39 protein-coding genes are annotated in these 25505 nt (G+C 44.8%); 35 read left to right on the forward strand and 4 right to left on the reverse strand.

Going from position 1 to position 25505, the window contains the following annotated elements; genetic code table 11:
* Nucleotides 1-25: 25 nt before the first annotated feature.
* The 4 genes from AAHK14_RS05620 to gatC form a co-directional block, all read right to left on the reverse strand.
* Nucleotides 26-967, reverse strand: a complete 942-nt coding sequence (locus AAHK14_RS05620) for a class A beta-lactamase BRO-1 (RefSeq protein ID WP_003657002.1) — start codon at nt 965-967, stop codon at nt 26-28.
* Nucleotides 968-1042: 75 nt separating this feature from the next.
* Nucleotides 1043-2521 (reverse strand): Asp-tRNA(Asn)/Glu-tRNA(Gln) amidotransferase subunit GatA, encoded by a 1479-nt coding sequence (gene gatA, locus AAHK14_RS05625; protein WP_194092538.1) that lies wholly within the window; start codon nt 2519-2521, stop codon nt 1043-1045.
* A gap of 26 nt (nt 2522-2547) precedes the next feature.
* Complete coding sequence (locus tag AAHK14_RS05630) at nt 2548-3150, reverse strand: hypothetical protein (protein WP_065255100.1); 603 nt, start codon at nt 3148-3150, stop codon at nt 2548-2550.
* A gap of 14 nt (nt 3151-3164) precedes the next feature.
* Nucleotides 3165-3452, reverse strand: a complete 288-nt coding sequence (gene gatC, locus AAHK14_RS05635) for an Asp-tRNA(Asn)/Glu-tRNA(Gln) amidotransferase subunit GatC (protein WP_065255099.1) — start codon at nt 3450-3452, stop codon at nt 3165-3167.
* Nucleotides 3453-3627: 175 nt separating this feature from the next.
* Between gatC and AAHK14_RS05640 the strand changes: the two genes are divergently transcribed.
* The 35 genes from AAHK14_RS05640 to AAHK14_RS05810 all read left to right on the forward strand — a co-directional run bounded on the left by AAHK14_RS05640 (nt 3628) and on the right by AAHK14_RS05810 (nt 25470).
* On the forward strand, nt 3628-3795 hold the full coding sequence (locus tag AAHK14_RS05640) for a hypothetical protein (protein ID WP_194092537.1): 168 nt from the start codon (nt 3628-3630) through the stop codon (nt 3793-3795).
* Between the two features lie 294 nt (nt 3796-4089).
* Nucleotides 4090-5121, forward strand: coding sequence for a rod shape-determining protein (locus tag AAHK14_RS05645; protein ID WP_065255098.1), 1032 nt, complete (start codon nt 4090-4092; stop codon nt 5119-5121).
* Between the two features lie 128 nt (nt 5122-5249).
* Nucleotides 5250-6059, forward strand: coding sequence for a rod shape-determining protein MreC (mreC, locus tag AAHK14_RS05650; protein ID WP_346818237.1), 810 nt, complete (start codon nt 5250-5252; stop codon nt 6057-6059).
* 32 nt (nt 6060-6091) lie between these two features.
* Entirely contained in the window at nt 6092-6580 is a 489-nt protein-coding gene (gene mreD / locus AAHK14_RS05655) for a rod shape-determining protein MreD (RefSeq protein ID WP_065255096.1), read from the forward strand.
* Nucleotides 6580-7167 (forward strand): Maf family protein, encoded by a 588-nt coding sequence (locus AAHK14_RS05660; protein ID WP_065255095.1) that lies wholly within the window; start codon nt 6580-6582, stop codon nt 7165-7167. Before mreD ends, AAHK14_RS05660 begins: the two co-directional genes overlap by 1 nt.
* Nucleotides 7168-7365: 198 nt before the next feature.
* Nucleotides 7366-9024 (forward strand): Rne/Rng family ribonuclease, encoded by a 1659-nt coding sequence (locus AAHK14_RS05665; protein WP_065255094.1) that lies wholly within the window; start codon nt 7366-7368, stop codon nt 9022-9024.
* A gap of 478 nt (nt 9025-9502) precedes the next feature.
* The gene (rpsJ, locus tag AAHK14_RS05670; protein ID WP_003656991.1) at nt 9503-9814 is read left to right on the forward strand and encodes a 30S ribosomal protein S10; all 312 of its coding nucleotides are present in this window, start codon (nt 9503-9505) and stop codon (nt 9812-9814) included.
* 44 nt (nt 9815-9858) lie between these two features.
* Entirely contained in the window at nt 9859-10497 is a 639-nt protein-coding gene (gene rplC, locus AAHK14_RS05675) for a 50S ribosomal protein L3 (RefSeq protein WP_029102628.1), read from the forward strand.
* A 14-nt stretch (nt 10498-10511) separates the two neighbouring features.
* Complete coding sequence (rplD, locus tag AAHK14_RS05680) at nt 10512-11114, forward strand: 50S ribosomal protein L4 (RefSeq protein ID WP_029102629.1); 603 nt, start codon at nt 10512-10514, stop codon at nt 11112-11114.
* Nucleotides 11111-11440: a 50S ribosomal protein L23 gene (rplW, locus tag AAHK14_RS05685; protein WP_029102630.1), complete on the forward strand. Its 330-nt coding sequence runs from the start codon at nt 11111-11113 to the stop codon at nt 11438-11440. Before rplD ends, rplW begins: the two co-directional genes overlap by 4 nt.
* 11 nt (nt 11441-11451) lie before the next feature.
* On the forward strand, nt 11452-12279 hold the full coding sequence (gene rplB, locus AAHK14_RS05690) for a 50S ribosomal protein L2 (RefSeq protein ID WP_029102631.1): 828 nt from the start codon (nt 11452-11454) through the stop codon (nt 12277-12279).
* Nucleotides 12280-12291: 12 nt separating this feature from the next.
* The gene (rpsS, locus tag AAHK14_RS05695; protein ID WP_062498708.1) at nt 12292-12567 is read left to right on the forward strand and encodes a 30S ribosomal protein S19; all 276 of its coding nucleotides are present in this window, start codon (nt 12292-12294) and stop codon (nt 12565-12567) included.
* Between the two features lie 8 nt (nt 12568-12575).
* The gene (gene rplV / locus AAHK14_RS05700) at nt 12576-12905 is read left to right on the forward strand and encodes a 50S ribosomal protein L22 (protein WP_029102633.1); all 330 of its coding nucleotides are present in this window, start codon (nt 12576-12578) and stop codon (nt 12903-12905) included.
* A 2-nt stretch (nt 12906-12907) separates the two neighbouring features.
* On the forward strand, nt 12908-13633 hold the full coding sequence (rpsC, locus tag AAHK14_RS05705) for a 30S ribosomal protein S3 (RefSeq protein ID WP_065255093.1): 726 nt from the start codon (nt 12908-12910) through the stop codon (nt 13631-13633).
* A gap of 3 nt (nt 13634-13636) precedes the next feature.
* Complete coding sequence (rplP, locus tag AAHK14_RS05710) at nt 13637-14050, forward strand: 50S ribosomal protein L16 (RefSeq protein ID WP_029102635.1); 414 nt, start codon at nt 13637-13639, stop codon at nt 14048-14050.
* On the forward strand, nt 14050-14247 hold the full coding sequence (gene rpmC, locus AAHK14_RS05715; RefSeq protein ID WP_065255092.1) for a 50S ribosomal protein L29: 198 nt from the start codon (nt 14050-14052) through the stop codon (nt 14245-14247). Before rplP ends, rpmC begins: the two co-directional genes overlap by 1 nt.
* A complete protein-coding gene (gene rpsQ, locus AAHK14_RS05720; RefSeq protein WP_065255091.1) occupies nt 14244-14513 on the forward strand; it encodes a 30S ribosomal protein S17 in 270 nt (89 codons plus the stop codon). Before rpmC ends, rpsQ begins: the two co-directional genes overlap by 4 nt.
* A gap of 131 nt (nt 14514-14644) precedes the next feature.
* Nucleotides 14645-15013, forward strand: coding sequence for a 50S ribosomal protein L14 (gene rplN / locus AAHK14_RS05725; RefSeq protein WP_029102638.1), 369 nt, complete (start codon nt 14645-14647; stop codon nt 15011-15013).
* An 18-nt stretch (nt 15014-15031) separates the two neighbouring features.
* Nucleotides 15032-15349, forward strand: coding sequence for a 50S ribosomal protein L24 (gene rplX, locus AAHK14_RS05730; protein WP_029102639.1), 318 nt, complete (start codon nt 15032-15034; stop codon nt 15347-15349).
* A 20-nt stretch (nt 15350-15369) separates the two neighbouring features.
* Nucleotides 15370-15906, forward strand: coding sequence for a 50S ribosomal protein L5 (gene rplE, locus AAHK14_RS05735; RefSeq protein ID WP_029102640.1), 537 nt, complete (start codon nt 15370-15372; stop codon nt 15904-15906).
* Between the two features lie 10 nt (nt 15907-15916).
* Nucleotides 15917-16222, forward strand: a complete 306-nt coding sequence (rpsN, locus tag AAHK14_RS05740) for a 30S ribosomal protein S14 (RefSeq protein ID WP_029102641.1) — start codon at nt 15917-15919, stop codon at nt 16220-16222.
* Nucleotides 16223-16233: 11 nt separating this feature from the next.
* Nucleotides 16234-16632, forward strand: a complete 399-nt coding sequence (rpsH, locus tag AAHK14_RS05745) for a 30S ribosomal protein S8 (protein ID WP_029102642.1) — start codon at nt 16234-16236, stop codon at nt 16630-16632.
* 184 nt (nt 16633-16816) lie between these two features.
* Nucleotides 16817-17350, forward strand: a complete 534-nt coding sequence (gene rplF, locus AAHK14_RS05750; RefSeq protein WP_065255090.1) for a 50S ribosomal protein L6 — start codon at nt 16817-16819, stop codon at nt 17348-17350.
* Between the two features lie 18 nt (nt 17351-17368).
* A complete protein-coding gene (gene rplR, locus AAHK14_RS05755) occupies nt 17369-17716 on the forward strand; it encodes a 50S ribosomal protein L18 (RefSeq protein WP_029102644.1) in 348 nt (115 codons plus the stop codon).
* Between the two features lie 2 nt (nt 17717-17718).
* Nucleotides 17719-18216, forward strand: coding sequence for a 30S ribosomal protein S5 (gene rpsE / locus AAHK14_RS05760; protein WP_029102645.1), 498 nt, complete (start codon nt 17719-17721; stop codon nt 18214-18216).
* A gap of 15 nt (nt 18217-18231) precedes the next feature.
* Nucleotides 18232-18411: a 50S ribosomal protein L30 gene (gene rpmD / locus AAHK14_RS05765; RefSeq protein WP_062498703.1), complete on the forward strand. Its 180-nt coding sequence runs from the start codon at nt 18232-18234 to the stop codon at nt 18409-18411.
* Nucleotides 18411-18851: a 50S ribosomal protein L15 gene (gene rplO / locus AAHK14_RS05770; protein WP_065255089.1), complete on the forward strand. Its 441-nt coding sequence runs from the start codon at nt 18411-18413 to the stop codon at nt 18849-18851. The genes rpmD and rplO overlap by 1 nt, the downstream gene beginning before the upstream one ends.
* Before the next feature lie 3 nt (nt 18852-18854).
* Nucleotides 18855-20177, forward strand: coding sequence for a preprotein translocase subunit SecY (gene secY, locus AAHK14_RS05775; RefSeq protein ID WP_194092536.1), 1323 nt, complete (start codon nt 18855-18857; stop codon nt 20175-20177).
* 14 nt (nt 20178-20191) lie between these two features.
* On the forward strand, nt 20192-20308 hold the full coding sequence (gene rpmJ / locus AAHK14_RS05780) for a 50S ribosomal protein L36 (RefSeq protein WP_036364264.1): 117 nt from the start codon (nt 20192-20194) through the stop codon (nt 20306-20308).
* A 128-nt stretch (nt 20309-20436) separates the two neighbouring features.
* Nucleotides 20437-20793 carry a 30S ribosomal protein S13 gene (gene rpsM / locus AAHK14_RS05785; protein WP_065255123.1) on the forward strand — a complete coding sequence of 119 codons (357 nt, stop codon included), beginning with the start codon at nt 20437-20439 and terminating at the stop codon, nt 20791-20793.
* A 20-nt stretch (nt 20794-20813) separates the two neighbouring features.
* Nucleotides 20814-21206 carry a 30S ribosomal protein S11 gene (rpsK, locus tag AAHK14_RS05790; RefSeq protein WP_003656963.1) on the forward strand — a complete coding sequence of 131 codons (393 nt, stop codon included), beginning with the start codon at nt 20814-20816 and terminating at the stop codon, nt 21204-21206.
* Nucleotides 21207-21217: 11 nt separating this feature from the next.
* A complete protein-coding gene (rpsD, locus tag AAHK14_RS05795) occupies nt 21218-21859 on the forward strand; it encodes a 30S ribosomal protein S4 (RefSeq protein ID WP_065255088.1) in 642 nt (213 codons plus the stop codon).
* Nucleotides 21860-21881: 22 nt separating this feature from the next.
* Nucleotides 21882-22886 (forward strand): DNA-directed RNA polymerase subunit alpha, encoded by a 1005-nt coding sequence (rpoA, locus tag AAHK14_RS05800; RefSeq protein WP_065255087.1) that lies wholly within the window; start codon nt 21882-21884, stop codon nt 22884-22886.
* Nucleotides 22887-22904: 18 nt separating this feature from the next.
* The gene (rplQ, locus tag AAHK14_RS05805; RefSeq protein WP_029102652.1) at nt 22905-23264 is read left to right on the forward strand and encodes a 50S ribosomal protein L17; all 360 of its coding nucleotides are present in this window, start codon (nt 22905-22907) and stop codon (nt 23262-23264) included.
* Nucleotides 23265-23943: 679 nt separating this feature from the next.
* Nucleotides 23944-25470, forward strand: a complete 1527-nt coding sequence (locus AAHK14_RS05810; protein WP_194092535.1) for a fumarate hydratase — start codon at nt 23944-23946, stop codon at nt 25468-25470.
* Nucleotides 25471-25505 lie beyond the last annotated feature (35 nt).

Below are 25505 nucleotides of genomic sequence, written 5' to 3' on the forward strand. Positions count from 1 at the left end.
CTATTCACTATAAAAATTTAATGGATTATAAAAATGGATAAATTTCTTTACCAATTTGTGCCATTATTTCATCTTTTTGATTTTTAAAATCAAGGGATTTACCATCATGGGGCTGGGTGATAAATAGGCTGATAAAATAAGGTTTATTATTTTCATTCCAAATCACAGCAATGATATTTTTTGATTCACTACCTGTGCCTGTTTTGTCGCCAATTCGCCAATTTTTTGGTAAATATTTTCTCAATAAATTATCAGCAACTTTATCATTGATAAGCCAAGTTATCAACTGTTCTTTGCTTTGATTGGATAGGATATTGCCTACAATCAGTGCTTTTAGGCTTTTTGTGTAAGGAATTGGTTTTGCGGTATCACTGGTTTCACCATAATGTGAGCGATTTAATAAAGGCTCATTATTTGCCAGCACCATATCCGCCCCAATCTCTTTCAAAAATTGATTGAATGCAGTCAAACCCCCAATTTTATCCAACAAGATATTAGCAGAACCATTATCACTCAGTGTTATGGTAGCTTCGCACAATTCACTAATAGAAATTGGTTTATTCTCATCAAAGTATTTTTTACAGACAGGAGAATATTCTATCAAATCGCTTTCTTTAATGATGATTTTTTCGTTTAAATCCAATTTTTCTTTATCTACAAGTAATAATATATGACTTGCAATAAAGGCTTTAATGGTACTATTAACAGGAAAATATTCATTACCACGATGACTGGATAGTTCACCATTGTCAGCAATAATCGTCATACCAATTTTGGCATTAAATTTATTTTCCCAAATTGGCAATATCTCTTTTAATTTATTTTGTAATAAATTTGGATTGTTTGTTATCTTATCATCGGGCAAATAATCATCAGATAAATTCGTTTTACATCCAGTTAATAAATTGCCAGAAAAAATAATAGGTAGTGCCAATAAGGTTTTTTGTAAAAAATGACGGCGTTGCATCATTATCTCCTTTTATTGTTTGGGATAAATTTATTATTGTTTGGGATAAGTTTATCATTCACCCCAATCCAAAAATCACTTCACCAAATCCGCCTTTGCCTGATGAAAATCGGTATGGCTTTGGTAAATGTGAGCGGTTTTTAACAGCTCGCTTTCCGCCCAATGCTTACTAATAAGCTGCAATCCCACAGGTAGACCGTTCGCTTGTCCTACGGGGTGCGATAGGGCGGGCAGACCTGCCAAGTTTACGCCAATGGTATATACGTCAAGCAAATAAATGCTGGCAGGGTCAAGGCTTTCGCCCAATTTATAGGCAGGCGTTGGGGCGGTGGGGCTTGCGATGATGTCGCATTTTTCAAACGCCTTTTTAAAGTCGTCCACGATGAGACGGCGAACCTTTTGGGCTTTGGTATAATAAGCGTCAAAATACCCTGCCGATAGGGCGTATGTTCCCATGATGATACGGCGTTGCACTTCTGCCCCAAAGCCTTCGGAACGTGAACGGGTGTATAAGTCGTGCAAGTCTTTGGGGTTTTCACAGCGATAGCCAAAACGTACGCCGTCATAACGAGACAGGTTTGAGCTGGCCTCAGCGGGGGCGAGCAGATAATAGGTGGCAAGTGTGATGGCAGGGTCGGTGATGTCCACTTCCACAATCTGAGCCCCCAGCTCTTCGTATTTGGCTAGGGCGGTGCGAATGGATTTTTCTACTTCATCATCAAGCCCTGCTCCAAAATACGCTTTTGCCACACCGATTTTTTTGCCCGCTAGGGGCTTGCCATCTGTCTTGGTCGCCAAAATGTCCGCCACATAATCTTCGGTGGGGCGGTTGATAGACGTTGCGTCTTTGGGGTCGTGCCCTGTCATCGGGGCGAGTAGGTAGGCACAGTCTAGGGCGGATTTGCCAAAAGTCCCTGCTTGGTCAAGGCTTGACGCATAAGCAATCATGCCATAGCGAGACACACGCCCGTAGGTGGGCTTAATGCCTGTAATGCCACAAAATGACGCAGGTTGGCGGATAGAACCGCCCGTGTCCGAGCCTGTCGCCACAGGCACAAAACCGCTTGCCACCGCCGCCGCTGAACCCCCTGACGACCCACCTGGCACACGCTGGACATCCCAAGGGTTATGCACTGCCCCAAAATATGAACTTTCGTTGTCCGAACCCATGGCAAATTCGTCCATGTTAAGTTTACCAAGACTCACAAAGCCACTGTTTGCGATGCTATCAACGACCGTTGCATCATAAGGCGATATGAAGTTGTAGAGCATTTTTGAGCCAGCAGTGGTCAAAACCCCTTTGGTACATAGGTTGTCTTTATGAGCCATTGGCACGCCAAGCAGGGGGCGAGCGTCGCCTTCGGCACGCAGTTTGTCGGCAAGTTCGGCGTGTTTTAGGGCGTTGTCAAAATCTTTGGTGATAAAGCTGTTGATTTGCCCGTCTAGGCTGTCAATGCGACTGGTAAAATGTTTGACCAGTTCTTGACTGCTAAATTGTTTGTTTTTTAAGCCGTCTGCTAATTCATGGACGGATAGGTGGTGTAGGTCTGTCATAAAATGCCTTTGTTAAAAGTGAAAGTTTAAATTGTCCATTCGTCTGTGATGATGGCAACTAAATAAGGGCGACCTTGATGATGTTCAAAAACCAATCTTAACACTCGCCAATCAAGATAATCCCAACGTTTAGAGCCTTTAAAGCCAAATTCCACAAAATCATGCTTGTGATATATCTGTTTTAGGTTATTTGGGCTATTGCCCCCATGATAAAACTCATTGATGGCAACGCTGTCAAAATCAAGCGACACATCACGCACCACCCAATTTGTCAAATAATCAGGCAAGGTGGTGATGAGTAAGTCGCCTTTGCCGTCTTGCTCTCCCCATGTGAATTTTATCCGAGAGCGTTTTAGGTGGTGATGAAAACCACTTCGGCTAAATACCTTATCTGTCGTTGGGTCAATGTGGGCATACATACTAAAACGCACGCCTTTTTTGGGGTGAATGTGGGGCGTGATGGCATGATAATCGCCCTGCCAAAGTGCTTGTTTAATGGCGTGGGCGTTCTGCACAAAAGGGGCTTGTTGCACGTTTGTGATGGTATCAGCATGAGCGGTTGGCACGACTGTGGTCATGACCAATAACGGTAAGATTAAGCCCGATAAGGCACTTGCCCATGATTTCATGATGCGTCCTTTAATCACTCAATCACCTGTGGCACAAGATATAAACCGTCTTGTACCGCAGGGGCGACCGTCTGAAAGCCGTCTCGGTCAATGTCGGTATTGGCGACATCGGCACGCAACTCGGTACAGGCTTCATGAATGTTGGCAAGGGGCTTAATATCATCGGTATTGACATCGGACAAGACATTCATCATCGCAAGGATTTTGTCAAGACTACCAGCGTAGCTTTGGGCGGTGGTGTCGTCAATGGCAAGACGAGATAAGTTGGCACAATTTTGCACATCTTGGGCGGTGATTGTCATAAATTTTCCTAAAATAACAGTTAAAATGTTAATGTTTGATAAAAGCGAATAGACTGGCTAATTTTACCATAAAGTTAATGATTTCAAAAAACTAAAATTTAAGTATTTTACCATAAAGTTAATGATTTCAAAAAACTAAAATTTAAGTAGGGCGTGCCTGCCTTTGGTATTTGCAATGAAAAATGAGAAAAATCGCACGTTTTTCAAGGAAAAAACAAAGGCTGTGAGTCTTCTGTCAGACAAGTTTTTGACGACGAAAAACAAGATTGAGCCATTTGCCATGCAAAAATTGGTTGAAATTATCAAACTTTCATCTTATTTTATAAAATGTTATCAATGGTAGGCACGCCCTAAATAAGTCGGTTAAAATTTACTCAGGTATATTCTTACGTTTATCTTAATTTTTGGTAAAATTTAGTAACTTTGGTTAAAAATCGGCAAATTTAACCCGTTTTGCAAAAATTTCTTGCAAATTAGGCAAAATTTTTCATAAATCATCATGATTTTTTTGTCGTAAATCGGTATAATTTACCACAATTTTTAACTATTTGGCATTTGGCTAATTTTTAATCATATTTTTGCTCATGGATTAAGATGAGCGATGCCTTGCCACTCTTATTTTTTGGAATCATGCGTTATGAACCTGCTGGGATTTTTATCGACCAACATTGCCATTGACTTGGGTACTGCCAACACCTTGATTTATGCTCCTGGTAAGGGCATTGTGCTTGATGAACCAACAGTGGTGGCATTGCGTTCTAACCGCACCCAAAACCCAACGGTGGCGGCGGTAGGTATCGATGCCAAGCAGATGCTTGGGCGTACCCCTGATAACATCACCGCCATTCGCCCCCTAAAAGATGGCGTGATTGCTGACTTTGAAGTCACCCAGCAGATGTTAAAGCACTTTATTAAAAAGGTTAAGGTCAAACGCTTTTTGGCAGACCCGAATGTGGTCGTGTGTGTGCCATGCAAATCCACGCTGGTGGAGCGACGTGCCATCGAAGAAGCGGTGCGTTCGGCAGGGGCGAACAGCGTGCATATCCTAGAAGAGCCGATGGCAGCAGCGATTGGAGCGGGTCTGCCTGTACATGAAGCCAGTGGTTCGATGGTGGTGGACATCGGCGGTGGCACGACCGAGATTGCTGTGATTTCGCTGTCGGGCTGTGTGTATTCAGATTCTATTACCATCGGTGGTGATAAATTTGATGATGCCATCATCAATCACGTCAAAAAGACCCACGGCTGTTTTATCGGTGAGACGACCGCTGAGCGTATCAAAAAAGAAGTGGGTACGGCGGTTTTTGATGACAAAGAGAACCTAGAAGTCGAAGTGCGTGGACGCTCGATGGCAGAAGGCGTGCCAAAGACCTTTACCGTCAATTCCAAAGAAATCCAAGAAGCACTTGCTGAGCCTGTCTCGGGTATTGTCGATGCGGTCAAACTTGCCTTGGAGCAGACCCCGCCAGAGCTGTCATCGGACATCGCCGAGCATGGCGTGGTACTGACAGGGGGTGGGGCGTTACTGCGTAACCTAGATAAGCTCATCTCCAAAGAGACAGGACTGCCTGTGTTTGTCGCCGAAGACCCATTGACCTGCGTGTCTCGTGGCGGTGGTAAGGCACTTGACTTTATCCATGATAAGTCGCTCTCGATGATTTTTGTCTAAATCCATGAAATCATGAGCGGTGTTCACGCACCGCTTTTTGTGTTTTGGGCTTGTGAATATTCATAAGTACATAAAAAGGTCTGGCAATGCTCCCAAGTATATTTTCACAAAAACCTGTATTTGCACGCATGACGGTTGCGTTTTTGGTGCTTGCCTTGATTTTTATGTTGCTTGACAGCAAAAACCCCCAGTGGTTTGATGGTATTCGCCGCCTAAGCCATGCATCCATGCAACCCATTTATCAAGCGTCCCTAGGGCCGTCTTATGCCATGGAATATGCCAGTCATGCCGTCCATACCAAAGAAGCCTTGCGTCGTGAGAATATCCGCTTGCAAACCGAGCTGCTCCAAGCCCGTGCCAAACTCCAAACCCAAGATTATCTACTTGCCCAAAACGCCCGCCTAAAAGGCGTACTCAGCACCACGCAGTCCAGCGAACATCATCTACTGCTGGCACGCATTATCGGCACGGATTCCAACCCCTTAAAGCAAGTGGTGGTGCTTAACAAAGGCACCAATGATGGCGTGCAAATCGGGCAGACAGTCATCGATGAGCATGGCATCATCGGACAGGTGCTAAACGCCTACCCAAATACATCTCGCTTGCTACTCATTACCGATGAACAGCAGTCGGTGGCGGTCGTGGTGGCACGCACAGGACAGCGTGCGATGGTCTCAGGTGGGGGCAAGCCTGATAGTCTAAGCCTAGATTATATCTTTAAGACCGCTGACGTCAAAGTGGGCGATGAGCTTATCTCGTCAGGGCTTGGTGAGCGTTTTCCTGCGGGTTATAAAGTGGGAGAAGTCTCAGACATTGACACCACTCGCACCGATAATTTTGCCGACATTCGTGTCAATCCTGCCGCTGATTTTCTAAACAGCAGTTATGTGCTGATTTTACAGCCCAAAGATAGCCCTGCCCCAAAAAAGAACAGCTAAATCACGCCATATAGGACTCATAAAACCCACTTATGAACTCAAAACCCTTTTTAGTCATCGGTATCATCATCAGCTTCGTGGTGGCATCCATGCTCAATGTCTACCCTTTGGGGCATGACATGGCAAGCGTTCGCCCCATGTTTTTGGCGATGGTGCTTGCCTTTTGGGTGATGTATCGCTCGCCCATGATGGGGGTGTGGGTGGTGTTTTTGGTGGGACTGGTCTCGGATTTGTTGTTGGGTACGCATTTGGGGCATCAGGCATTTAGTGCGGTGCTTATGGCGTTTGTCATACGGGTGTTACTGCTGTATGCCAAAGAGCTTGCCCTGTCGCAGGCGTGGGTATTGGGGGCGATTGCCCTAAGTGTCTATCAGGTGTCGCTGTGGATATTACAGGCATTTTCTCATGCTCAGTTTGTGTGGACAGGCATGGGGTCGCTCATGAGTAGTGTTGTGCTGTTTCCTGTGATGTGGTATCCGCTATATTGGATAAACCGCCAATTAAAAGAGCGAGCCTATTGATGATACCCCTTATCCTAGCGTCCACATCGCCCAGACGGCATGAGTTATTGACACAGTTGCATATTCCCTTTACAGTCAAGTCAGTCCAGATTGACGAGCGTTTTTATTCCCACGAAAATCCCCACGACTATATCATGCGTATGGTGAAGACCAAAGCGGACAAAGCGTGTGCGGATGTGTCATCGGCGATTGTTATCACGGCAGATACCATTGGTGTGGCAGATGATGAGATTTTAACCAAACCTGCCGATAAGGCTCATGCTTTTGCCATGTGGGACAAATTATCAGGTGGCACACACGAGATTTGGACGGCGGTGTGTGCCAGCACTGTCAAAGATAGGCAAGTCATTTTTCAAAAAATCATCAAAGTCACCACCCAAGTCACCTTCATCAAACTCACCGCCCACCAAAAAGAGCGATACTGGGCAACGGGCGAACCTGCCGACAAAGCAGGGGCGTATGCCATTCAAGGCGGAGCAATGGCGTGGGTGCGGTCTATCAATGGCAGTTATACCAACGTGGTGGGCTTGCCCCTTGCCCAGACGGCAGAGCTGATTGATGACTGTATGCAAATATTGGCGGAGTGATGGCGTATTAAATGATGATAAAATTAGCCCATTATCATAGCCAAGCGATTGACTTCTAATTTGCCCAATCAGCTTTCAATCAGTGATTGATTCATCAAGGGCAAATTGCAATTTGCCCCTACAATCCAAAAATAGTTATTAACTCAATAAGTTGTTATTCAATCCACAAACCAAATCATCCAATCCCACACCATCTTTATGTCAAAACACGCCCTAATCAACGCCACGCCCTTTGAGACTCGCCTTGTCATCGTTGATGACGGCAGGCTTGATGAAGTGTTTATTGAGCGGGTACAGGCACGTAGTTTGGTGGGAGATGTCTATTTGGGGACGGTGGTGCGGGTACTGCCTGCCATGGGGTCGGTATTTATTGACATCGGGCGTGAGCGTTCGGCATTTTTGCACCAAAGCGACATCATGCTACCGACTCGCCCGTCATCCCAAGATGATGTTGCCACGCCCACACCCATCACGACATTGCCCATGGCTCATCAGGTAGGAGATAAAAGCCCCACGCAGTCCCAGCCTAGACCCAAGCCTAAGCCTGCCAAGCCCAAACTTGACCCCAAACTTTTGCCCAAGCTCCTACCCAAAGTTGGCGAGCGAGTTGTCATCCAAGTCACCAAAGATGAGTTTGGCACCAAAGGGGTGCGTGTGACCATGCACATCGCATTGGCAGGGCGATATTTGGTCTATCTGCCCACGTCGCCACAGTCGGTCGGTGTATCCACTCGTATCGGTACCAAGGCTTATCGCACCAAGCTAAAAGCCCATTTGACAACCTTGCTTAGCCAATCATCGCACGCAGGTGGGCTCATCGCTCGTAGTGCGTGTGAGCAGGCACTTGGCGGTGATGAGACATTGGCAGACATGGGCGAGCGTATGCAGGCAGAGCTTGACCATCTGGGTGCATTGTGGGTGGATATTAGCCAAGCACGCACACAGGCGAGCCTGCACAAAGCCAAGCATGCCTTACTCTACCAAGAGCTACCTTTGGCCGAGCGTGCCTTGCGTGACATCATCACTGACGACATCCAAAGCGTGTGGATTGACGATAGGGCGACTTATGAGCGAGTACGGCATGCCAGTTGCATGCTCATGCCGTCCATCACATCTGCCATTTATCATCATGATAAGCCGACCCCACTGTTTGCCCAGTCTGTGCCTGATGAGTGTCGCTCGCCTAAGCCTGACATTGAGACTCAGCTGACACACGCCTTGTCACGGCATTGCCCGTTGCCATCGGGTGGTTATCTCATCATTGAGTATACCGAAGCGATGACGACCATCGATGTCAATACAGGCTCGTATGTGGGGCAGGGCAGGGCAGGCGTGGACGTGGTGTATGAGACCAACAAAGAAGCGGTGACCGCCATCGCTCGTGAGTTAAAAGTGCGTAACATTGGCGGTATTATCATTCTAGATTTTATCGACATGGACAAATCCGCCCATCAACAAGCAGTGCTAGACATGCTCGCCCATGCATTAAAAGCCGACCCTGCCACGACCAACATCACCCAAATCAGCGAGTTGGGCTTGGTTGAGATGACTCGCAAACGCACCCGTCCCAGTCTATCTGATGAGCTGTGTGAGCCTTGCCCTGCCTGTCATGGCACGGGCAAAATCAAAAGCGTGCAGACGGTGGCATTTGAGATTCTAAGGTCACTCATGGGTCAGTTGGCAAACAGCACTTCTTTTAAAAAACCCAACGTGACGATAAAGGTCAGTCAGCTGGTGGCGGACTATTTGTCATCACATCAGGATTTATCAAATTTACAAAAATTAACAAATACATCCATTCATCTATCCATAAATACATCTTATCATCAAGAGCAATATGCGATTTTGGTGGAGTAAAAATGGTTTTTTGCCAATAAATCTGCCTAAAAATCAATCAATTTATTAAAATTGTAACATTTTGTAAATTTGATGAATTTTAAGGCAAAGACAGGCAAATTTAGCCACTTTTTTATCCAAAAATAAAGCATGGCTCTTGCTTTATCTGATTTTTCGTGTATAATACGCACACTTTTCTTGTTTAGCGTTGCATTTAAGCAAAAGTCTGTTTTTGACTACATTTGGCTTAGATGAGTGATTATCTTCGGATATATTACAAGTAGTGAGTAGGGCTTGCCCCAAAGCGAATCAACGCCACAGCCGAAGCATCGATTTTGGCACTATAAACAACAGCTCTGTTGCCAACATTCATGTCTGGCGGACAGGGATTGTATTATTTTGTCCAAAGCGGTTCTAGGACAAAATTTAATCAAAATAACATGACTGAAATCCAAGCGATGGAAGTTTTATAAAGCACTTAATTTAGGAGCTTGTTGGCATGGCTAACCAGAGAATCCGTATCCGACTAAAATCTTTCGACCATCGTCTGATTGACCAGTCGGCACAAGAGATTGTCGATACCGCAAAGCGTACAGGTGCACAAGTTTGTGGTCCTGTTCCCTTGCCGACTCGTATTGAGCGGTTCAACGTATTGACATCACCACACGTCAACAAAGACGCTCGTGACCAGTATGAAATTCGCACCCACAAACGCATGATTGACATCGTTCAACCTACTGACAAAACAGTAGACGCATTGATGAAGTTAGATTTGGCGGCCGGTGTTGATGTTCAAATCGCCCTAGGCTAAGAACAACTGGTTTAATATAAACGATTATAAGTAAGAGGTCTAAAATGGCGATTGGTTTAGTCGGTATTAAGCGTGGTATGACCCGAATCTTCACTGAGGCAGGTGCATCTATTCCTGTAACAGTGGTTGAGGTTAACGCAAACCGTATCTCACAAATCAAGACAGTAGACACTGACGGTTATGACGCAATTCAAGTCACCACAGGTGAGCGTCGTGAAAGCCGTGTAACTGCTGCACAAAAAGGACACTTCGCAAAAGCTGGCGTTGCCGCTGGTCGTGGTGTTTGGGAATTTAGAGCTGACGCAAGCGAACTTGAAGGTCGTGAAGTTGGCGGCGATATTTTGGTGGATTTATTTGAAGTTGGTCAGTTGGTTGATGTCACTGGTCAGTCTAAGGGTAAAGGCTTCCAAGGTGGCGTAAAACGTCATAATTTCCGCACTCAGGACGCAACACACGGTAACTCTGTGTCGCATCGTGTACTTGGTTCTACCGGTCAGAACCAAACACCAGGTAAAGTATTCAAAGGCAAAAAAATGCCAGGTCAAATGGGTAACAAACGTGTTACTGTTCAAGGCCTTGAAATTGTGTCTATTGATACCGAAAAAGGTGTACTGGTCATCAAAGGTGCCTTGCCTGGTGCTAATGGTGGCGATGTTATCGTACGTCCGTCAGTCAAAGCCTAGTTGAGGGGATTAACGTGAATTTAAAAACTGTTACAGGTGCGGCGGTTGAACTATCAGAGACGACATTTGGTCGTGAGTTCAATGAAGCCCTAGTACACCAAGTCGTAACTGCTTACCTAGCTGGTGCTCGTCAAGGTACTCGTGCACAAAAAACTCGTGGCGAAGTATCTGGTGGCGGTAAAAAACCATGGCGTCAAAAAGGTACTGGTCGTGCCCGTGCGGGTTCTATCCGTGGACCAATTTGGGTAGGTGGTGGTCGTGCATTTGCTGCCAAACCACAAGACTGGTCTCAAAAAGTAAACCGCAAAATGTATCGTGGTGCCATGCAATGCATCCTAGCAGAGCTTGTACGCCAAGAGCGTTTGGTTTTGGTGGACTCTATCAGTGTTGATAGCCCAAAAACCAAAGGTTTGGTTGCTAAACTTGCCGAGCTAAATGCCCCACGTGCATTGATTGTTACTCACGAAGTTGATGAAAATCTATACTTGGCAGCTCGCAACATTCCATACGTGAATGTACTAGGTACTCGTGAAGTTGACCCAGTTAGCTTGGTTTCTTTCGACAAAGTTATCATGACGGTTGAAGCCGCCAAGCAATTTGAGGAGACACTAGCATGAGTAACGCAAGACTATATCAAGTACTAAAAGCCCCTGTTTTTTCTGAAAAATCTCAACGTTTGGGTGACAGCCTAGGTGTTCAAGTTTTCAAAGTGGACAGCAGTGCAACCAAGCGTGAAATCAAACAAGCTGTTGAGCTTATGTTTGAAGGCGTTGAAGTTGTCAAAGTAAACACGCTAAATACCAAAGGTAAAACCAAGCGTTTTGGCCGTGTTGTTGGCAAGCGTTCTGACGTTAAAAAAGCGTATGTAACACTAAAAGCAGGTTCAGACGTACAAATCGGTGCTGGTGAAGAAGCCACTGGCGAAACAGCGACTAACGAATAAGGATTATAATCATGCCTATCGTAAAAGCAAAACCAACCTCACCAGGTCGCCGCTTTGTTGAAAAAGTTGTGCATCCACACCTTTATAAAGGTCGTCCTTATGCACCGCTTGTTGAATCAAAAGCAAAAACTGGTGGTCGTAATAACAACGGTCGTATCACTACCCGTCATATCGGTGGTGGTCACAAGCAACATTATCGTCTAATTGACTTCAAACGCAACAAAGACGGCATCATTGCAACTGTTGAGCGTATTGAATATGACCCTAACCGTACTGCACACATTGCTCTACTAAAATATGCAGACGGTGAGCGTCGTTATATCATCGCACCTAAAAAATTGGCAGTAGGCGATCAGGTTCAATCTGGCGAAGGTTCTCCTATCCGTCCAGGTAACTGCTTGCCACTTAAAAATATCCCAGTGGGTACCGTTATTCACAACATCGAACTAAAAATCGGCAAAGGTGCACAACTTGCACGTTCTGCTGGTGCAGCAGTTCAACTGCTTGGTCGTGACGGTGCTTATGTGATTGTTCGTTTACGTTCGGGTGAGACCCGTCGTATTCACGCAAATTGCCGTGCGGTTATTGGTGAAGTGTCTAACACTGAAAATAACCTAAAATCACTTGGTAAAGCAGGTGCAGCGCGCTGGCGTGGCGTTCGTCCTACCGTTCGTGGTACGGCAATGAACCCGATTGATCACCCACACGGTGGTGGTGAAGGACGTAACTTTGGTAAACACCCAACCAGTCCTTGGGGTCAGAAAGCTAAGGGTCTTAAGACTCGTTCTAACAAGCGTACTGACAGTATGATTATCCGTCGCCGTCGTGCCAAGAAATAAAGGAAGAGTTTTATGCCTCGTTCGTTAAAAAAAGGCCCGTTTATTGACGCACATCTGTTTGCTAAGGTGGAAAACGCCCTAGAAACAAACAGCCGTAAGCCAATCAAAACTTGGTCTCGTCGTTCCATGATTCTACCACAAATGGTCGGTTTGACCATTTCTGTTCACAACGGTCGTACCCATGTACCTGTTATCGTGAGTGAGCAAATGGTTGGTCATAAACTTGGTGAATTCGCCCCAACCCGTTCATATCGTGGTCATGGCGTTGACAAGAAATCTAAGAGATAAGGTGTACCATGGAAGTAACTGCAAAATTACGTGGTGCCGCTATTTCGGCACAAAAAGTAAGATTGGTTGCGGACGAAGTTCGTGGTAAATCAATCGAGCGTGCTTTAGACATTTTGACATTTAGCAACAAAAAAGGTGCTAAACTTGTTAAAAAATGCCTACAATCAGCAATTGCAAACGCTGAACACAACAATGGTCTAGACATTGACACACTGCGTGTTTCTACCATTTATGTGGATGAAGGTATTACTTTGAAGCGTATTATGCCCCGTGCCAAGGGTCGTGCTGACCGTATCAGCAAACGCACTTGCCACATCACTGTTAAAGTAGGAGCATAATCATGGGTCAAAAAGTACATCCAATTGGTATTCGTTTGGGCGTTATCAAAAAGCACAACGCTAACTGGTATGCCAGCCCAAAACAATATTCAGAATACTTGCTAAATGACTTCAAAGTGCGTGATTTTCTACGCAATAAGCTAAAAGAAGCCATGGTAAGCAACATCAGCATCGAGCGTCCTACGGGTGCCGCTAAGATTACCATTCACTCAGCACGTCCTGGTGTGATTATTGGTAAACAAGGTGCTGACATTGAAGCACTTCAAAAAGACCTAACCAAGCTTATGGGCGTTCCTGCTCAGGTAAATATCCAAGAGATTACTCAGCCTGACCTAGACGCGCGTTTGGTTGCTGTTGGTATTGCCAGACAGCTTGAAGGTCGTGTGATGTTCCGTCGTGCGATGAAACGTGCCGTGCAAAACAGCATGCGTGCTGGTGCTGGCGGTATCAAAGTTGAGCTGTCAGGTCGTCTAGGCGGTGCTGAGATTGCTCGTACTGAGTGGTATCGCGAAGGTCGTGTACCACTACACACATTGCGTGCTGACATTGATTATGCAGAAGTTCGTGCAGAGACCACTTACGGTACTATCGGTGTGAAAGTTTGGATTTTCCGTGGTGAAATTCTAGACGGCATGAACAGCGTTTACAATCCAGTTGCAGAAGAGAAGACTCGCGCACCAAAACGCCGTGGTCGTACCAGCAACCGTCGTAATTCAGACAAGGGGTAAGCCATGTTACAACCAAAACGTACCAAATTCCGCAAAATGCACAAAGGTCGTAACACAGGCCTTGCCCAACGTGGTAACACTGTTGCATTTGGTGAGATTGGTCTAAAATCTATCGGTCGTGGTCGCATGACTGCTCGTCAAATTGAAGCAGCTCGTCGTACCATTACTCGTCGCATCAAGCGTGGCGGTAAAATTTGGATTCGTGTATTCCCAGACAAGCCGATTACCGAAAAACCATTGGAAGTTCGTATGGGTAAAGGTAAAGGTCCAGTTGAGTACTGGGTAGCCGAAATCAAGCCAGGCAAAATGCTATACGAAATCCAAGGTGTGAGCGAAGAGCTTGCGCGTGAAGCCCTAACATTGGCTTCCGCTAAGCTTCCTTTCAAAACCACCATTGTTAAACGGACGGTAATGTAATGAAAACAAGCGAATTACGTGAAAAATCAGTAGAAGAGCTGGCTACATTGCTTGACGAAAAGCAACTTGACGCATTTCGCCTACGTATGGCAAAGGCAACCGGTCAGCTAGGTAATACTCACGAAGTTAAAGCAAATCGTCGCACGATTGCAAAAATCTTGACTTTGCTTAACGAAAAACAAAGAGGTGAGGCATGAGCGAGAATAAAACTCAAGAAGTTGGTGTTGTAACTGGTAAAGTTATCAGCAACAAAATGGACAAGTCTATCACTGTCCTTGTTGAACGCCAAATTCGTCACCCAATGTATGGCAAGCAAGTTCGTCGTTCTACCAAGCTAAAAGCTCATGATGAGAACAACGTTTGTCAAGAAGGTGATATCGTTCGTATCAAAGAAACACGTCCTATCTCAAAGACCAAAACTTGGACTTTGGTGGACGTGGTTGAAACTGCGGTAAAAATTTAAAGTTATTTGCATTAAAAGTCATTTGCTAGTATAATGAACGTCTTTATTGGCGTTCATCTACCAAATTTGTGCAAAATAGCATAAATTGGAGCGAGTGGCTTTTATTGTATTATTATTTATGGAGTAATGCGATGATTCAGACTGAAACAATGCTGGAAGTTGCAGATAACAGTGGTGCAAGACGTGTACAGTGCATTAAAGTGCTGGGTGGCTCGCATCGTCGTTATGCATCAGTTGGCGATATTATTAAGGTAACAGTAAAAGAAGCCATTCCTCGTGGTCGTGTTAAAAAAGGCGACGTGATGAATGCGGTCGTTGTACGTACCAAAAAAGGCGTACGTCGTCCAGATGGTTCTGTATTACGTTTTGATGATAATGCGGCAGTTATTCTAAACAATAACAAAGCCCCTATCGCAACTCGTATTTTTGGACCTGTTACTCGTGAACTACGTGGTGAGCAATTCATGAAAATTGTTTCACTAGCACCAGAAGTACTGTAAACTTTTAGAGGCTATCCTATGGCAAAGTTACGCAAAGGCGATACCGTGGTTGTGATTGCTGGCAAAGATAAAGGCAAGCAAGGCACAATTTTGGCGGTTAAAGCAGACCGTGTAAAAGTTGAAGGCATTAACATTGTAACCAAACACCAAAAACCTAACCAAATGCTAGGTAAAGAAGGTGGCATCGTTAAGCAAGAAGCATTTCTACACATTTCAAACGTTGCGATTTATAACGCAGCAACCCAAAAAGCAGATCGTGTTGCTTACCAAGTAAACGAAGAGGGCAAAAAAGTCCGTATCTATCGTTCTACTGGTGAAGTAGTGGCGACTGCATAAGATACTAAGGGTATATAGTAATGGCAAGATTAAAATCTTTATACAATGATAAGCTAAAGCAACAAATCAAAGATGAGCTTGGCTTAGAAAATGTCATGCAAGTGCCAAAAATCACCAAAATCACTCTAAATATGGGTGTTGGTGGTGCAGCACAAGATAAAAAACTACTTGAAGGTGCCTTGGCAGACATGACTGTCATCGCTGGTCAAAAACCAGTTGTTACCAAAGCACGCAAATCAGTGGCAGGCTTTAAAATTCGTGAAGAATGGCCAATTGGCTGTAAAGTTACCCTTCGTGGCGACCAAATGTACGAATTCTTAGACCGCTTAATTGCCATTGCGATTCCTCGTATTCGTGACTTCCGTGGTTTTTCTGCAAAAGCATTCGATGGTCGTGGTAACTACTCGCTAGGTATCAAAGAACAAATCGTTTTCCCTGAAGTTGATTTTGATAAGATTGACCGTATTCGTGGTCTTGACATCACCATCACAACGACTGCTGCTAATGACGACCAAGGTCGTGCATTACTAAAAGCATTCGGTTTCCCATTTAGATAAGGTAAACGTTATGGCTAAGAAAAGCATGATTAATCGTGAATTAAAACGCGAAAAAACAGTTGCTAAGTACGCCGAGAAGCGTGCACAGCTAAAAGCAGTCATTAGCGATGTGAATGCCAGTGATGAAGAGCGTTTAGACGCAATGCTTGCTCTACAAGCATTGCCACGTAATTCATCACCAGTTCGTTTGCGTAATCGCTGTGGCTTGACTGGTCGTCCACACGGCTATTTCCGTAAATTTGGTCTATCACGCAACAAACTGCGTGAGCGTGTAATGCAAGGTGATGTACCTGGCGTTCGTAAAGCTAGCTGGTAAGGAGTATCGCAATGAGTATGCAAGATCCAGTTGCTGATATGCTAACCCGCATTCGCAACGCACAATCAAGAAATAAGCCAAGTGTAGAAATGCCTGCTTCTAAGCTACGTAAATCAATTGCTGATTTATTGGTTGCTGAAGGCTATCTAACTTCTGCTGAAGTTGTTGACGGCGAAAACAACAAAAAAGTTCTAAACATTGAACTAAAATACTACCAAGGCAAAGGTGTTATCGCTGAACTTAAGCGTTATAGCCGTCCCGGTCTACGCCAATATCGTGGTAAAGATGAACTACCAAGCGTTCAAAAAGGCTTGGGTGTTGCCATCATTTCTACCAGTAAAGGCATCATGAGCGACCGTGCAGCACGTGCAGCTGGCATTGGCGGTGAAGTTATCGCTTTGGTTGCCTAATCACTTTACTTGTTATTTTATTTAAAGTGATAAAAAATAAAAATCCTTAGTTTACTCTAAGGATTTTTTGTGTTATAATACCCTGCTTTTTTAACCAATTTAAATTATCTTGGATGGTGAGAGTTGGTTATTATTCGTTGCCATCAATTATTGATGGTTGTTTTTATCATTAAAGGAAATTCCTATGTCTCGTGTGGCTAAAGCCCCAGTAACGCTACCTGCGGGTACCAGCGTTACTTTGAACGGTCAGCAGGTTGAAGTTAAAGGCAAGAATGGTTCTTTGTCTTTACGCCTACATGATTTGGTCGAGCTAAAGCAAGAAGATAACGTGGTTACTCTTGCTCCTGTCAAAGACACCAAAGAAGCGTGGATGCACACAGGTACTGTGCGTGCATTGTTGAACAACATGGTTCAAGGTGTGAGTGAAGGTTTTGAACGTCGTTTGCAACTTATCGGTGTTGGTTACCGTGCCCAAGTTGCTGGTAACGTAGTAAACCTTAACTTAGGTTTCTCTCACCCGATTGCTTACAATCTTCCTGAAGGTGTGACTGCCGAAAGCCCAAGCCAAACCGAAATCGTTCTAAAATCAAACGACAAGCAAAAATTGGGTCAAGCAGCAGCTAAGATTCGTAGCTTCCGTCCGCCAGAGCCTTATAAAGGTAAAGGTGTTCGTTATAGCGATGAAGTGGTTCTTCGTAAAGAAGCTAAGAAAAAATAAGTAAGGTGAGCAAACATGTTGGATAAAAAATCAGCTCGTCTTCGCCGAGCAAAAAAAACCCGTGCCCATATCCGTCAATTAGGTGCTAACCGTTTGACCGTTACTCGCACGCCACGTCACATCTATGCCCAAATCATCGCCCCAACAGGTGGTGTGGTTTTGGCTCAGGCATCAACCCTTGACTCAACCCTTCGCTCAGGTGCGACTGGTAATGTTGAAGCAGCAAAAGCTGTGGGTGCACTGATTGCAGAGCGTGCAAAAGCTGCGGGCATCACTAAGGTTGCATTTGACCGTAGTGGTTTTAAATATCATGGCCGTGTTAAAGCATTAGCTGACGCTGCTCGTGAAAACGGATTGGAGTTCTAATCATGGCAAAAGTTGAACAAACTGACGGTTTGGTAGAAAAATTGGTTGCCGTTGACCGTGTGGCAAAAGTTGTAAAAGGTGGTCGTATCTTCTCTTTCACTGCATTGACAGTGGTTGGTGATGGTAATGGTCGTGTTGGTTTTGGTCGTGGTAAGGCTCGTGAAGTGCCTGCCGCCATCCAAAAAGCACTAGAAGCTGCTAAGCGTAACATGATTACTGTTGAGCTTGCTGGTACAACACTACAACACCCTATTAATGCTCGTCACGGCGCATCAAAAGTATACATGCAACCTGCATCAGAAGGTACTGGCGTTATTGCTGGTGGTGCAATGCGTGCTGTGCTAGAAGTTGCTGGCGTTCAAGACGTATTGGCAAAATGCTATGGTTCTACCAATGCTGCCAACGTGGTCTATGCAACCTTTAAAGGTCTGCGTGACATGGTTTCACCAGAGCAAGTTGCTGCTAAACGTGGCAAATCTGTTGAAGAAATTTTGGGCTAAGAGTAGGTGAGTGTTATGAAAACAATGAAAATTACTCAAACTAAGTCTAGCTCACACCGTTTGGCAAGCCATAAAGCCTGCCTAAAAGGTTTGGGACTACGTCGCATCGGTCATACCGTAGAAGTAGAAGATACACCATCTACTCGTGGTATGGTAAATCGTGTACATTACATGGTTAAAGTGGAGGAAGCGTAATGGGTCTTCGTTTAAATGAACTTGCCCCAGCAGTGGGTGCAAAAAAGACTGCCCAACGTCGTGGTCGTGGTATTGGCTCAGGTCTAGGTAAGACTGGTGGTCGTGGTATCAAGGGTCAAACTTCACGTTCAGGCTCAAGCATTCCAGCAGGCTTTGAAGGCGGTCAAATGCCTATCTATCGCCGTTTGCCAAAATTTGGTTTTACCAGTCAGTTAGCCTTGACAACTGCCGAAGTGCGTTTGTCAGAGCTTAACAAAATTGAAGGCAATGAGGTAACACTTGAAACGCTAAAAGCTGCCAACATTATCCGTGGTGACATGAAGCGTGCTCGTATTATCCTATCAGGCGAGATTAGCCGTGCTTTAACCTTTAAAGGCGTAAAAGTTACTAAAGGTGCAAAAGAAGCCATCGTTGCCGCTGGCGGTAGCGTCGAGGAGTAATCCATGTCTAAATCAACGCCTAAATCAGGCATTCCATTAAATCCATTGGCTTTTATTCGTAAGTACGATGAGCTGTGGCATCGCATGTTATTTTTGCTTGGGGCGTTGGTTGTCTATCGTTTGGGTTCGCACATTCCTGTGCCAGGCATGAATCCCATTCGTCTTGCTCAATTTTTTGATGGCAGTCAAAACACCTTTTTGGGCATGTTTAACATGTTCTCAGGTGGTGCTTTGGAGCGCATGTCCATCATGGCATTGGGTATCATGCCTTATATCTCAGCATCCATTGTGGTGCAGATGATGTCGGCGGTGATACCTTCGCTTGATGCCCTAAAAAAAGAAGGCGAATCAGGTCGGCGTATTTTGAATAAATACACCAGACAAGGTACACTGGCTTTGGCATTTGTGCAAGCGGTCGGTATGTTAGCAGGTCTTGTTGCTGGTGGCTTGACATTGAGTTCTGGCTTGACTTTTATGATTCCTGCGGTAACTTCATTGGTTGCAGGAGCGATGTTCTTGATGTGGCTTGGTGAGCAGATTACTGAGCGTGGCATTGGCAACGGCATATCCATGCTTATTTTTGCCAGTATCATATCAAGTGCCCCTGGCATGATTGCAGGTGCATTTAGTCAGGACATGAACTTAATGGTTGTCCTTATCTTTGCTTTGCTCGGCTTAGCAGTGACGGCTGGTATTGTTTATATTGAACGTGCCCAACGTCGTGTGCCTGTTAATTACGCCCAAAAACAGCAAGAAGGGCGTAAAGTTTATGCTCAGCAACAATCACATTTGCCATTAAAGCTCAATATGGCAGGGGTGATTCCAGCAATTTTCGCCAGCTCATTGCTGATGCTGCCTGCAAGTTTGGGGCAATGGTCAGGTTCTTCGGCGAATCCAACCACACTGCAAAATATCATGCAGAACATCTCACTCATCTTGCAGCCAGGCAGTCCTTTGTATCTATTACTGTTTGGCGTGCTAATCATCTTTTTCTGTTATTTTTATACAGCATTGATGTTTAATCCAGGTGAGGTGGCAGAGAATTTAAAGCGTAGTGGTGCTTATATTCCTGGCATACGCCCAGGACAGCAAACGAAACGATATTTGGATTTTGTCCTAAATCGCCTAACGTTTATTGGTGCGATGTATATGGCAATCATTTGCCTAATGCCAATGGTGATTCAAACGTCATTTGGCGTGCCTTTTCAGTTGGGTGGTGCATCTTTATTGATTATGGTGGTTGTACTTATGGACTTCATCGCACAGGTGCAAGCACATCTGATGACCCATCAATACCATGATCAAACTTTAATCCAGTCTAAATGACATTAGGAGTAGACATGAAAGTTCAAGCGTCTGTTAAAAAAATCTGTGGCAGTTGCAAAATCGTACGCCGTAAAGGTAAAGTATTGGTTATTTGCAGTTCAGAGCCACGTCATAAGCAACGTCAAGGTTAATTTTACAAATTAATACTTGCAATTTTGTAGCGGATATTGTATTATCCGCTACTTGCCATGCTGTTATCTAGGATAGCAGTAGAGTAAAACAGCAAATGCCTAGCATTTGTGCTAACGGAGAGAAATCAATGGCTCGTATTGCCGGTGTAAACATTCCGGACAACAAACACGCTGTGATTTCGCTAACTTACATTTTTGGTATTGGTCGCACTACCGCTAAGAAAATCTTAGCAACTGTAGGTATTAGCGAGACTACCAAGATTGGTCAGTTAGATGATTCACAACTGGATGCTGTTCGTGCAGAAGTTGCAAATTACGCTACTGAAGGTGACCTTCGTCGCGAAATTTCAATGAGCATCAAGCGTTTGGTCGATTTGGGTTGCTACCGTGGTCTTCGTCACCGCCGTGGTCTTCCAGTTCGTGGTCAACGCACTAAAACTAACGCGCGTACCCGTAAAGGTCCTCGCAAAGCAATTAAAAAGTAACTAATTTAGGAAGCTAAAAGATGGCAAAAGACACTCGTAGCCGCAAAAAAGTGGCACGTCGTTCGGTATCTGAAGGTATCGCCCATATCCATGCGTCTTTTAATAACACCATTGTAACCATTACCGATCGTCAAGGTAATGCATTGGCTTGGGCCACCTCAGGTGGACAAGGCTTCCGTGGTTCACGTAAATCAACGCCTTTTGCCGCACAGGTTGCTGCTGAAGTTGCTGGTAAAACAGCACAAGAAACCTATGGTGTTAAAAACGTTGATGTCTTGGTTAAAGGTCCAGGACCAGGTCGTGAGTCTGCGGTTCGTGCATTAGGTGCATTGGGTTATAAAATTAACAGCATTAGCGATGTAACCCCGATTCCACACAACGGCTGCCGCCCGCCTAAGAAACGCCGCGTTTAAGGAGATAACTCATGGCCCGTTATATTGGTCCAAAATTAAAATTGTCTCGCCGTGAAGGTACTGACCTGCAACTAAAATCAGGTGTAAAAGCTTACGACGTTAAGACAAAAAAATCAGGTCGTGTACCTGGTCAGCATGGCAATAGCCAAAATAAAGCCTCTGAATACGCTCTACAACTTCGTGAGAAGCAAAAAGTAAAACGTATGTATGGTGTGCTTGAGCGTCAATTCTCAAACTACTATAAAGAAGCTGCTCGTATGCGTGGCGCTACTGGTGAAAACCTACTTGGCATGCTAGAACGCCGTTTGGATAACGTTGTTTATCGTATGGGCTTTGGTGCTACTCGTGCAGAAGCACGTCAGTTGGTGAGCCACCGTGCAATCCTGCTAAAAAAAGCAGGTCGTGATGAGTTTGTTCGTGTGAACATTCCTTCAATCCAAGTTCAAGACGGTGATGTGATTGCTGTACATGAGAAGTCAAAAGAACAACTTCGTATCAAAAACGCAGTAGAGCTTGCGACTCAACGCGGCATTCCAGAATGGCTAGAAGTTGACCACAGCAAACTACAAGGTATGTTTAAAACTGCTCCAGATCGCAGTGACCTACCTGCTGAAATTAACGAAAGCTTGATTGTAGAACTATATTCTAAATAATCCGAACTAATCGAGGTGACTTATGACAAATGTAACTGAGTTTCTAACACCGTCTGCAATTAATGTAGATACGGTTAATGAAACGACTGCTAAGGTCACGCTCGAGCCGTTAGAACGTGGCTTTGGGCATACACTAGGTAATGCTCTTCGTCGCATTCTTTTATCTTCGTTGTCTGGTGCTGCCGTGATTGAAGCTGAAATTGAAGGCGTTGATCATGAATATTCAACACTAGAAGGTTTGCAAGAAGATGTATTAGATTTGCTTTTGAACCTAAAAGGCTTGGCAATCATTTTACATGACCAAAACGAAGCTTATTTAACATTGGATAAAAAGGGTGCAGGCATTGTAACTGCTGCTGACCTTGAACTGCCACATAATGTTGAGATCGCCAATCCTGAATTGGTGCTTGGTACGTTAAGTGAACGTGGACATTTAAAAATGCGTCTGCGTGTGGTGACAGGTCGTGGCTATGAGCCTGCCAATCAACGTCGTGAAGATGCCAATTCTAAAGCGATTGGACGTTTGAAACTTGATGCAAGTTTTAGCCCTATATTGCGTGTGGCTTATGATGTTGAGAATGCTCGTGTTGAGCAACGTACTGACCTTGACAAGCTTATCATTGAGCTTGAAACTAATGGTACGATTGACCCTGAAGAGGCGATTCGTAAGGCTGCTACGATTTTGCAACAACAAATTGCAATATTCGTTGATCTAGAAGCCGAGGAAGCCCCTGAGCCAGTTAAAGAAAAAGAAGAGATTGACCCTGTGCTATTACGCCCAGTGGACGACCTTGAACTAACGGTTCGTTCAGCAAACTGCTTGAAAGCTGAAAACATTTACTACATCGGTGATTTGGTGCAACGTTCTGAGACTGAACTTCTAAAAACACCAAATTTAGGTAAGAAATCATTAACCGAAATCAAAGACGTACTTGCGTCAAAAGGTTTGGAGTTGGGCATGCGTTTAGAGACCTGGCCACCAAGCGATTTGCGAGTTGATGACCGTTTTTCTTACCGTAGCCGTTAATTTTAAAGGATACTGACCATGCGACATCGTAATAGCGGAGTCAAGCTGGGTCGCACCAGCAGCCATCGTAAGGCTATGTTCCAAAACATGACCAATTCATTGATTGAACATGAGCTAATCAAAACCACGTTGGTAAAAGCAAAAGAGCTACGTCGTGTAGCAGAGCCACTCATCACTTTGGCAAAAGAAGACAGCGTTGCTAATCGCCGTCTTGCTTTTAATCGTACTCGTAACAAGGCAACCGTTGGTAAGCTTTTTAATGAGCTAGGACCACGTTACAAGACTCGCCCAGGTGGTTATTTGCGTATCATCAAATGCGGTTATCGTGATGGCGATAATGCACCAATGGCTTATGTGGAATTGGTTGACCGTCCATAATAGTCACTATTTCTACGAAAACCAAACCTTTTTAAGGTTTGGTTTTTTTATTGCATGGATTTTGGTTTGTTGGTGTTTTTGATAAATAAAAAGACGATTGATGTCAAATTATAGTTGAAAACTTTAAAACTAGGACGAGTCTGCCTTTGCTATTTTCCATGCAAAAATTGATTGAATCATCAAATTTTTATCATGTCTAGAAAAATGTTACCAATGGTGAGTGCGTCTTGTTAATTTGTGCTGTATTAAATTTAATTTTAGTAAGTGGTCATGTCAAACTTTCTATTAAATATAAGAATGAGAACTTTGTAAAATGGGTCTTATCTTGAACAGTTGTTGTTTGGTGGGGTGTGGTATGATTGCTCTGTGCGGTAATTGGGAAAAACATTTTAAAGCAGTGATAATCTATGCTACAATAACACCGCTTTTTAGCAAAATCTAGCCAGCTTTGGGGCGTGCCTGACTTTATATATTTGCAATGAAAAATGAGAAAAATCGCACGTTTTTCAAGGAAAAAGTGAAGTTTGATAGTCGTTCTATCAAACGAGCTTTTGACGATGAAAAACAAGATTTAGCCATTTTTTATGCAAAAACAGAGTTGTATCTCTGACGTGTTTAAAAATGCAAAAGTGTTATTAAAGTTAGGCACGCCACAGCCAGCCAATCACAAGGAACTCACATGACTGTCATCAAAAAAGACGACTTTATCCAGTCCATTGCAGATGCATTTCAATACATCAGCTACTATCACCCCACCGACTATATCCAAGCCCTAGCCGAAGCCTTAGAGCGTGAAGAAAACCCTGCTGCTCGTGATGCCATGACCCAAATTTTGGTAAATAGCCGTATGTGTGCCGAGGGCAAACGCCCGATTTGCCAAGATACAGGGATTGCGACCGTGTTCCTAAAAGTTGGCATGAACGTAACTTGGGAGTCTGATATGAGCGTGGCGGATATGGTAAACGAAGGCGTTCGCCGTGCCTACAATCACCCTGATAATACCCTGCGAGCGTCTGTACTTGCCGACCCTGCGGGCAAACGAGTGAACACCAAAGACAACACCCCTGCCGTCATTCACATGGAAATCGTGGCAGGCGACAAGGTGGAAGTTACCTGTGCTGCCAAAGGGGGTGGTAGCGAGAACAAATCCAAACTTGCCATGCTAAATCCGTCTGACAGCATTGTGGACTGGGTGTTAAAGAGCATTCCTGAAATGGGTGCAGGCTGGTGTCCCCCGGGTATTTTGGGTATTGGTATTGGTGGCACGCCAGAAAAAGCAACCCTTTTGGCCAAAGAAAGTCTTATGAGCCACATTGACATTCATGAGCTAAAAGCCAAAGCCGAAAGCGGAGCAGAGCTATCTACCACAGAGAGCCTACGCCTTGAACTCTTTGAAAAGGTAAACGCACTTGGCATTGGGGCTCAGGGCTTGGGTGGTCTTACTGCCGTGCTTGATGTCAAAATCCTAGACTACCCAACGCACGCAGCGTCTAAGCCTGTGGCGATGATTCCTAACTGTGCTGCCACTCGCCATGTGGAATTTGAGCTTGACGGTACAGGGGCGGTAAACCTAGAACCACCAAGCATGGACGTGTATCCTGACATTACTTATAGCCCTGATAGCGGCAAGCGTGTCAATGTGGACACCCTAACCAAAGAAGAAGTGGCGACATGGCAAACAGGCGATGTGCTACTGCTTAACGGCAAAATCTACACAGGGCGAGATGCCGCTCACAAACGCATGACTGACATGCTAAATAATGGCGAAACCTTGCCTGTGGACTTGTCGGGCAAGCTCATCTACTACGTTGGGCCTGTGGACCCTGTGCGTGATGAAGTGGTGGGGCCGGCAGGGCCGACAACTGCCACTCGTATGGATAAATTTACCCGTCAAATGCTAGAACAAACTGGTCTTTTGGGTATGATTGGTAAATCCGAGCGTGGTAAAATCGCCTGTGAAGCCATTGCCGACAACAAAGCAGTCTATCTCATGGCGGTGGGCGGTTCGGCATATTTGGTCTCAAAAGCCATCAAAAACGCCAAAGTGGTTGCTTTCCCTGAGCTTGGCATGGAAGCGATTTATGAATTTGAAGTCAAGGACATGCCCGTAACGGTGGCGGTAGATAGCAATGGTGTATCGGTACACGCCACCGCCCCAAAAATTTGGCAAGCCAAAATCGGTAAAATCCCTGTGGTGGCAGGCTAAACGCTTGATAGATGTCTGATAAATAAACCGCAGCA

Source organism: Moraxella sp. K1664, assembly GCF_039693965.1.
GTDB lineage: Bacteria > Pseudomonadota > Gammaproteobacteria > Pseudomonadales > Moraxellaceae > Moraxella.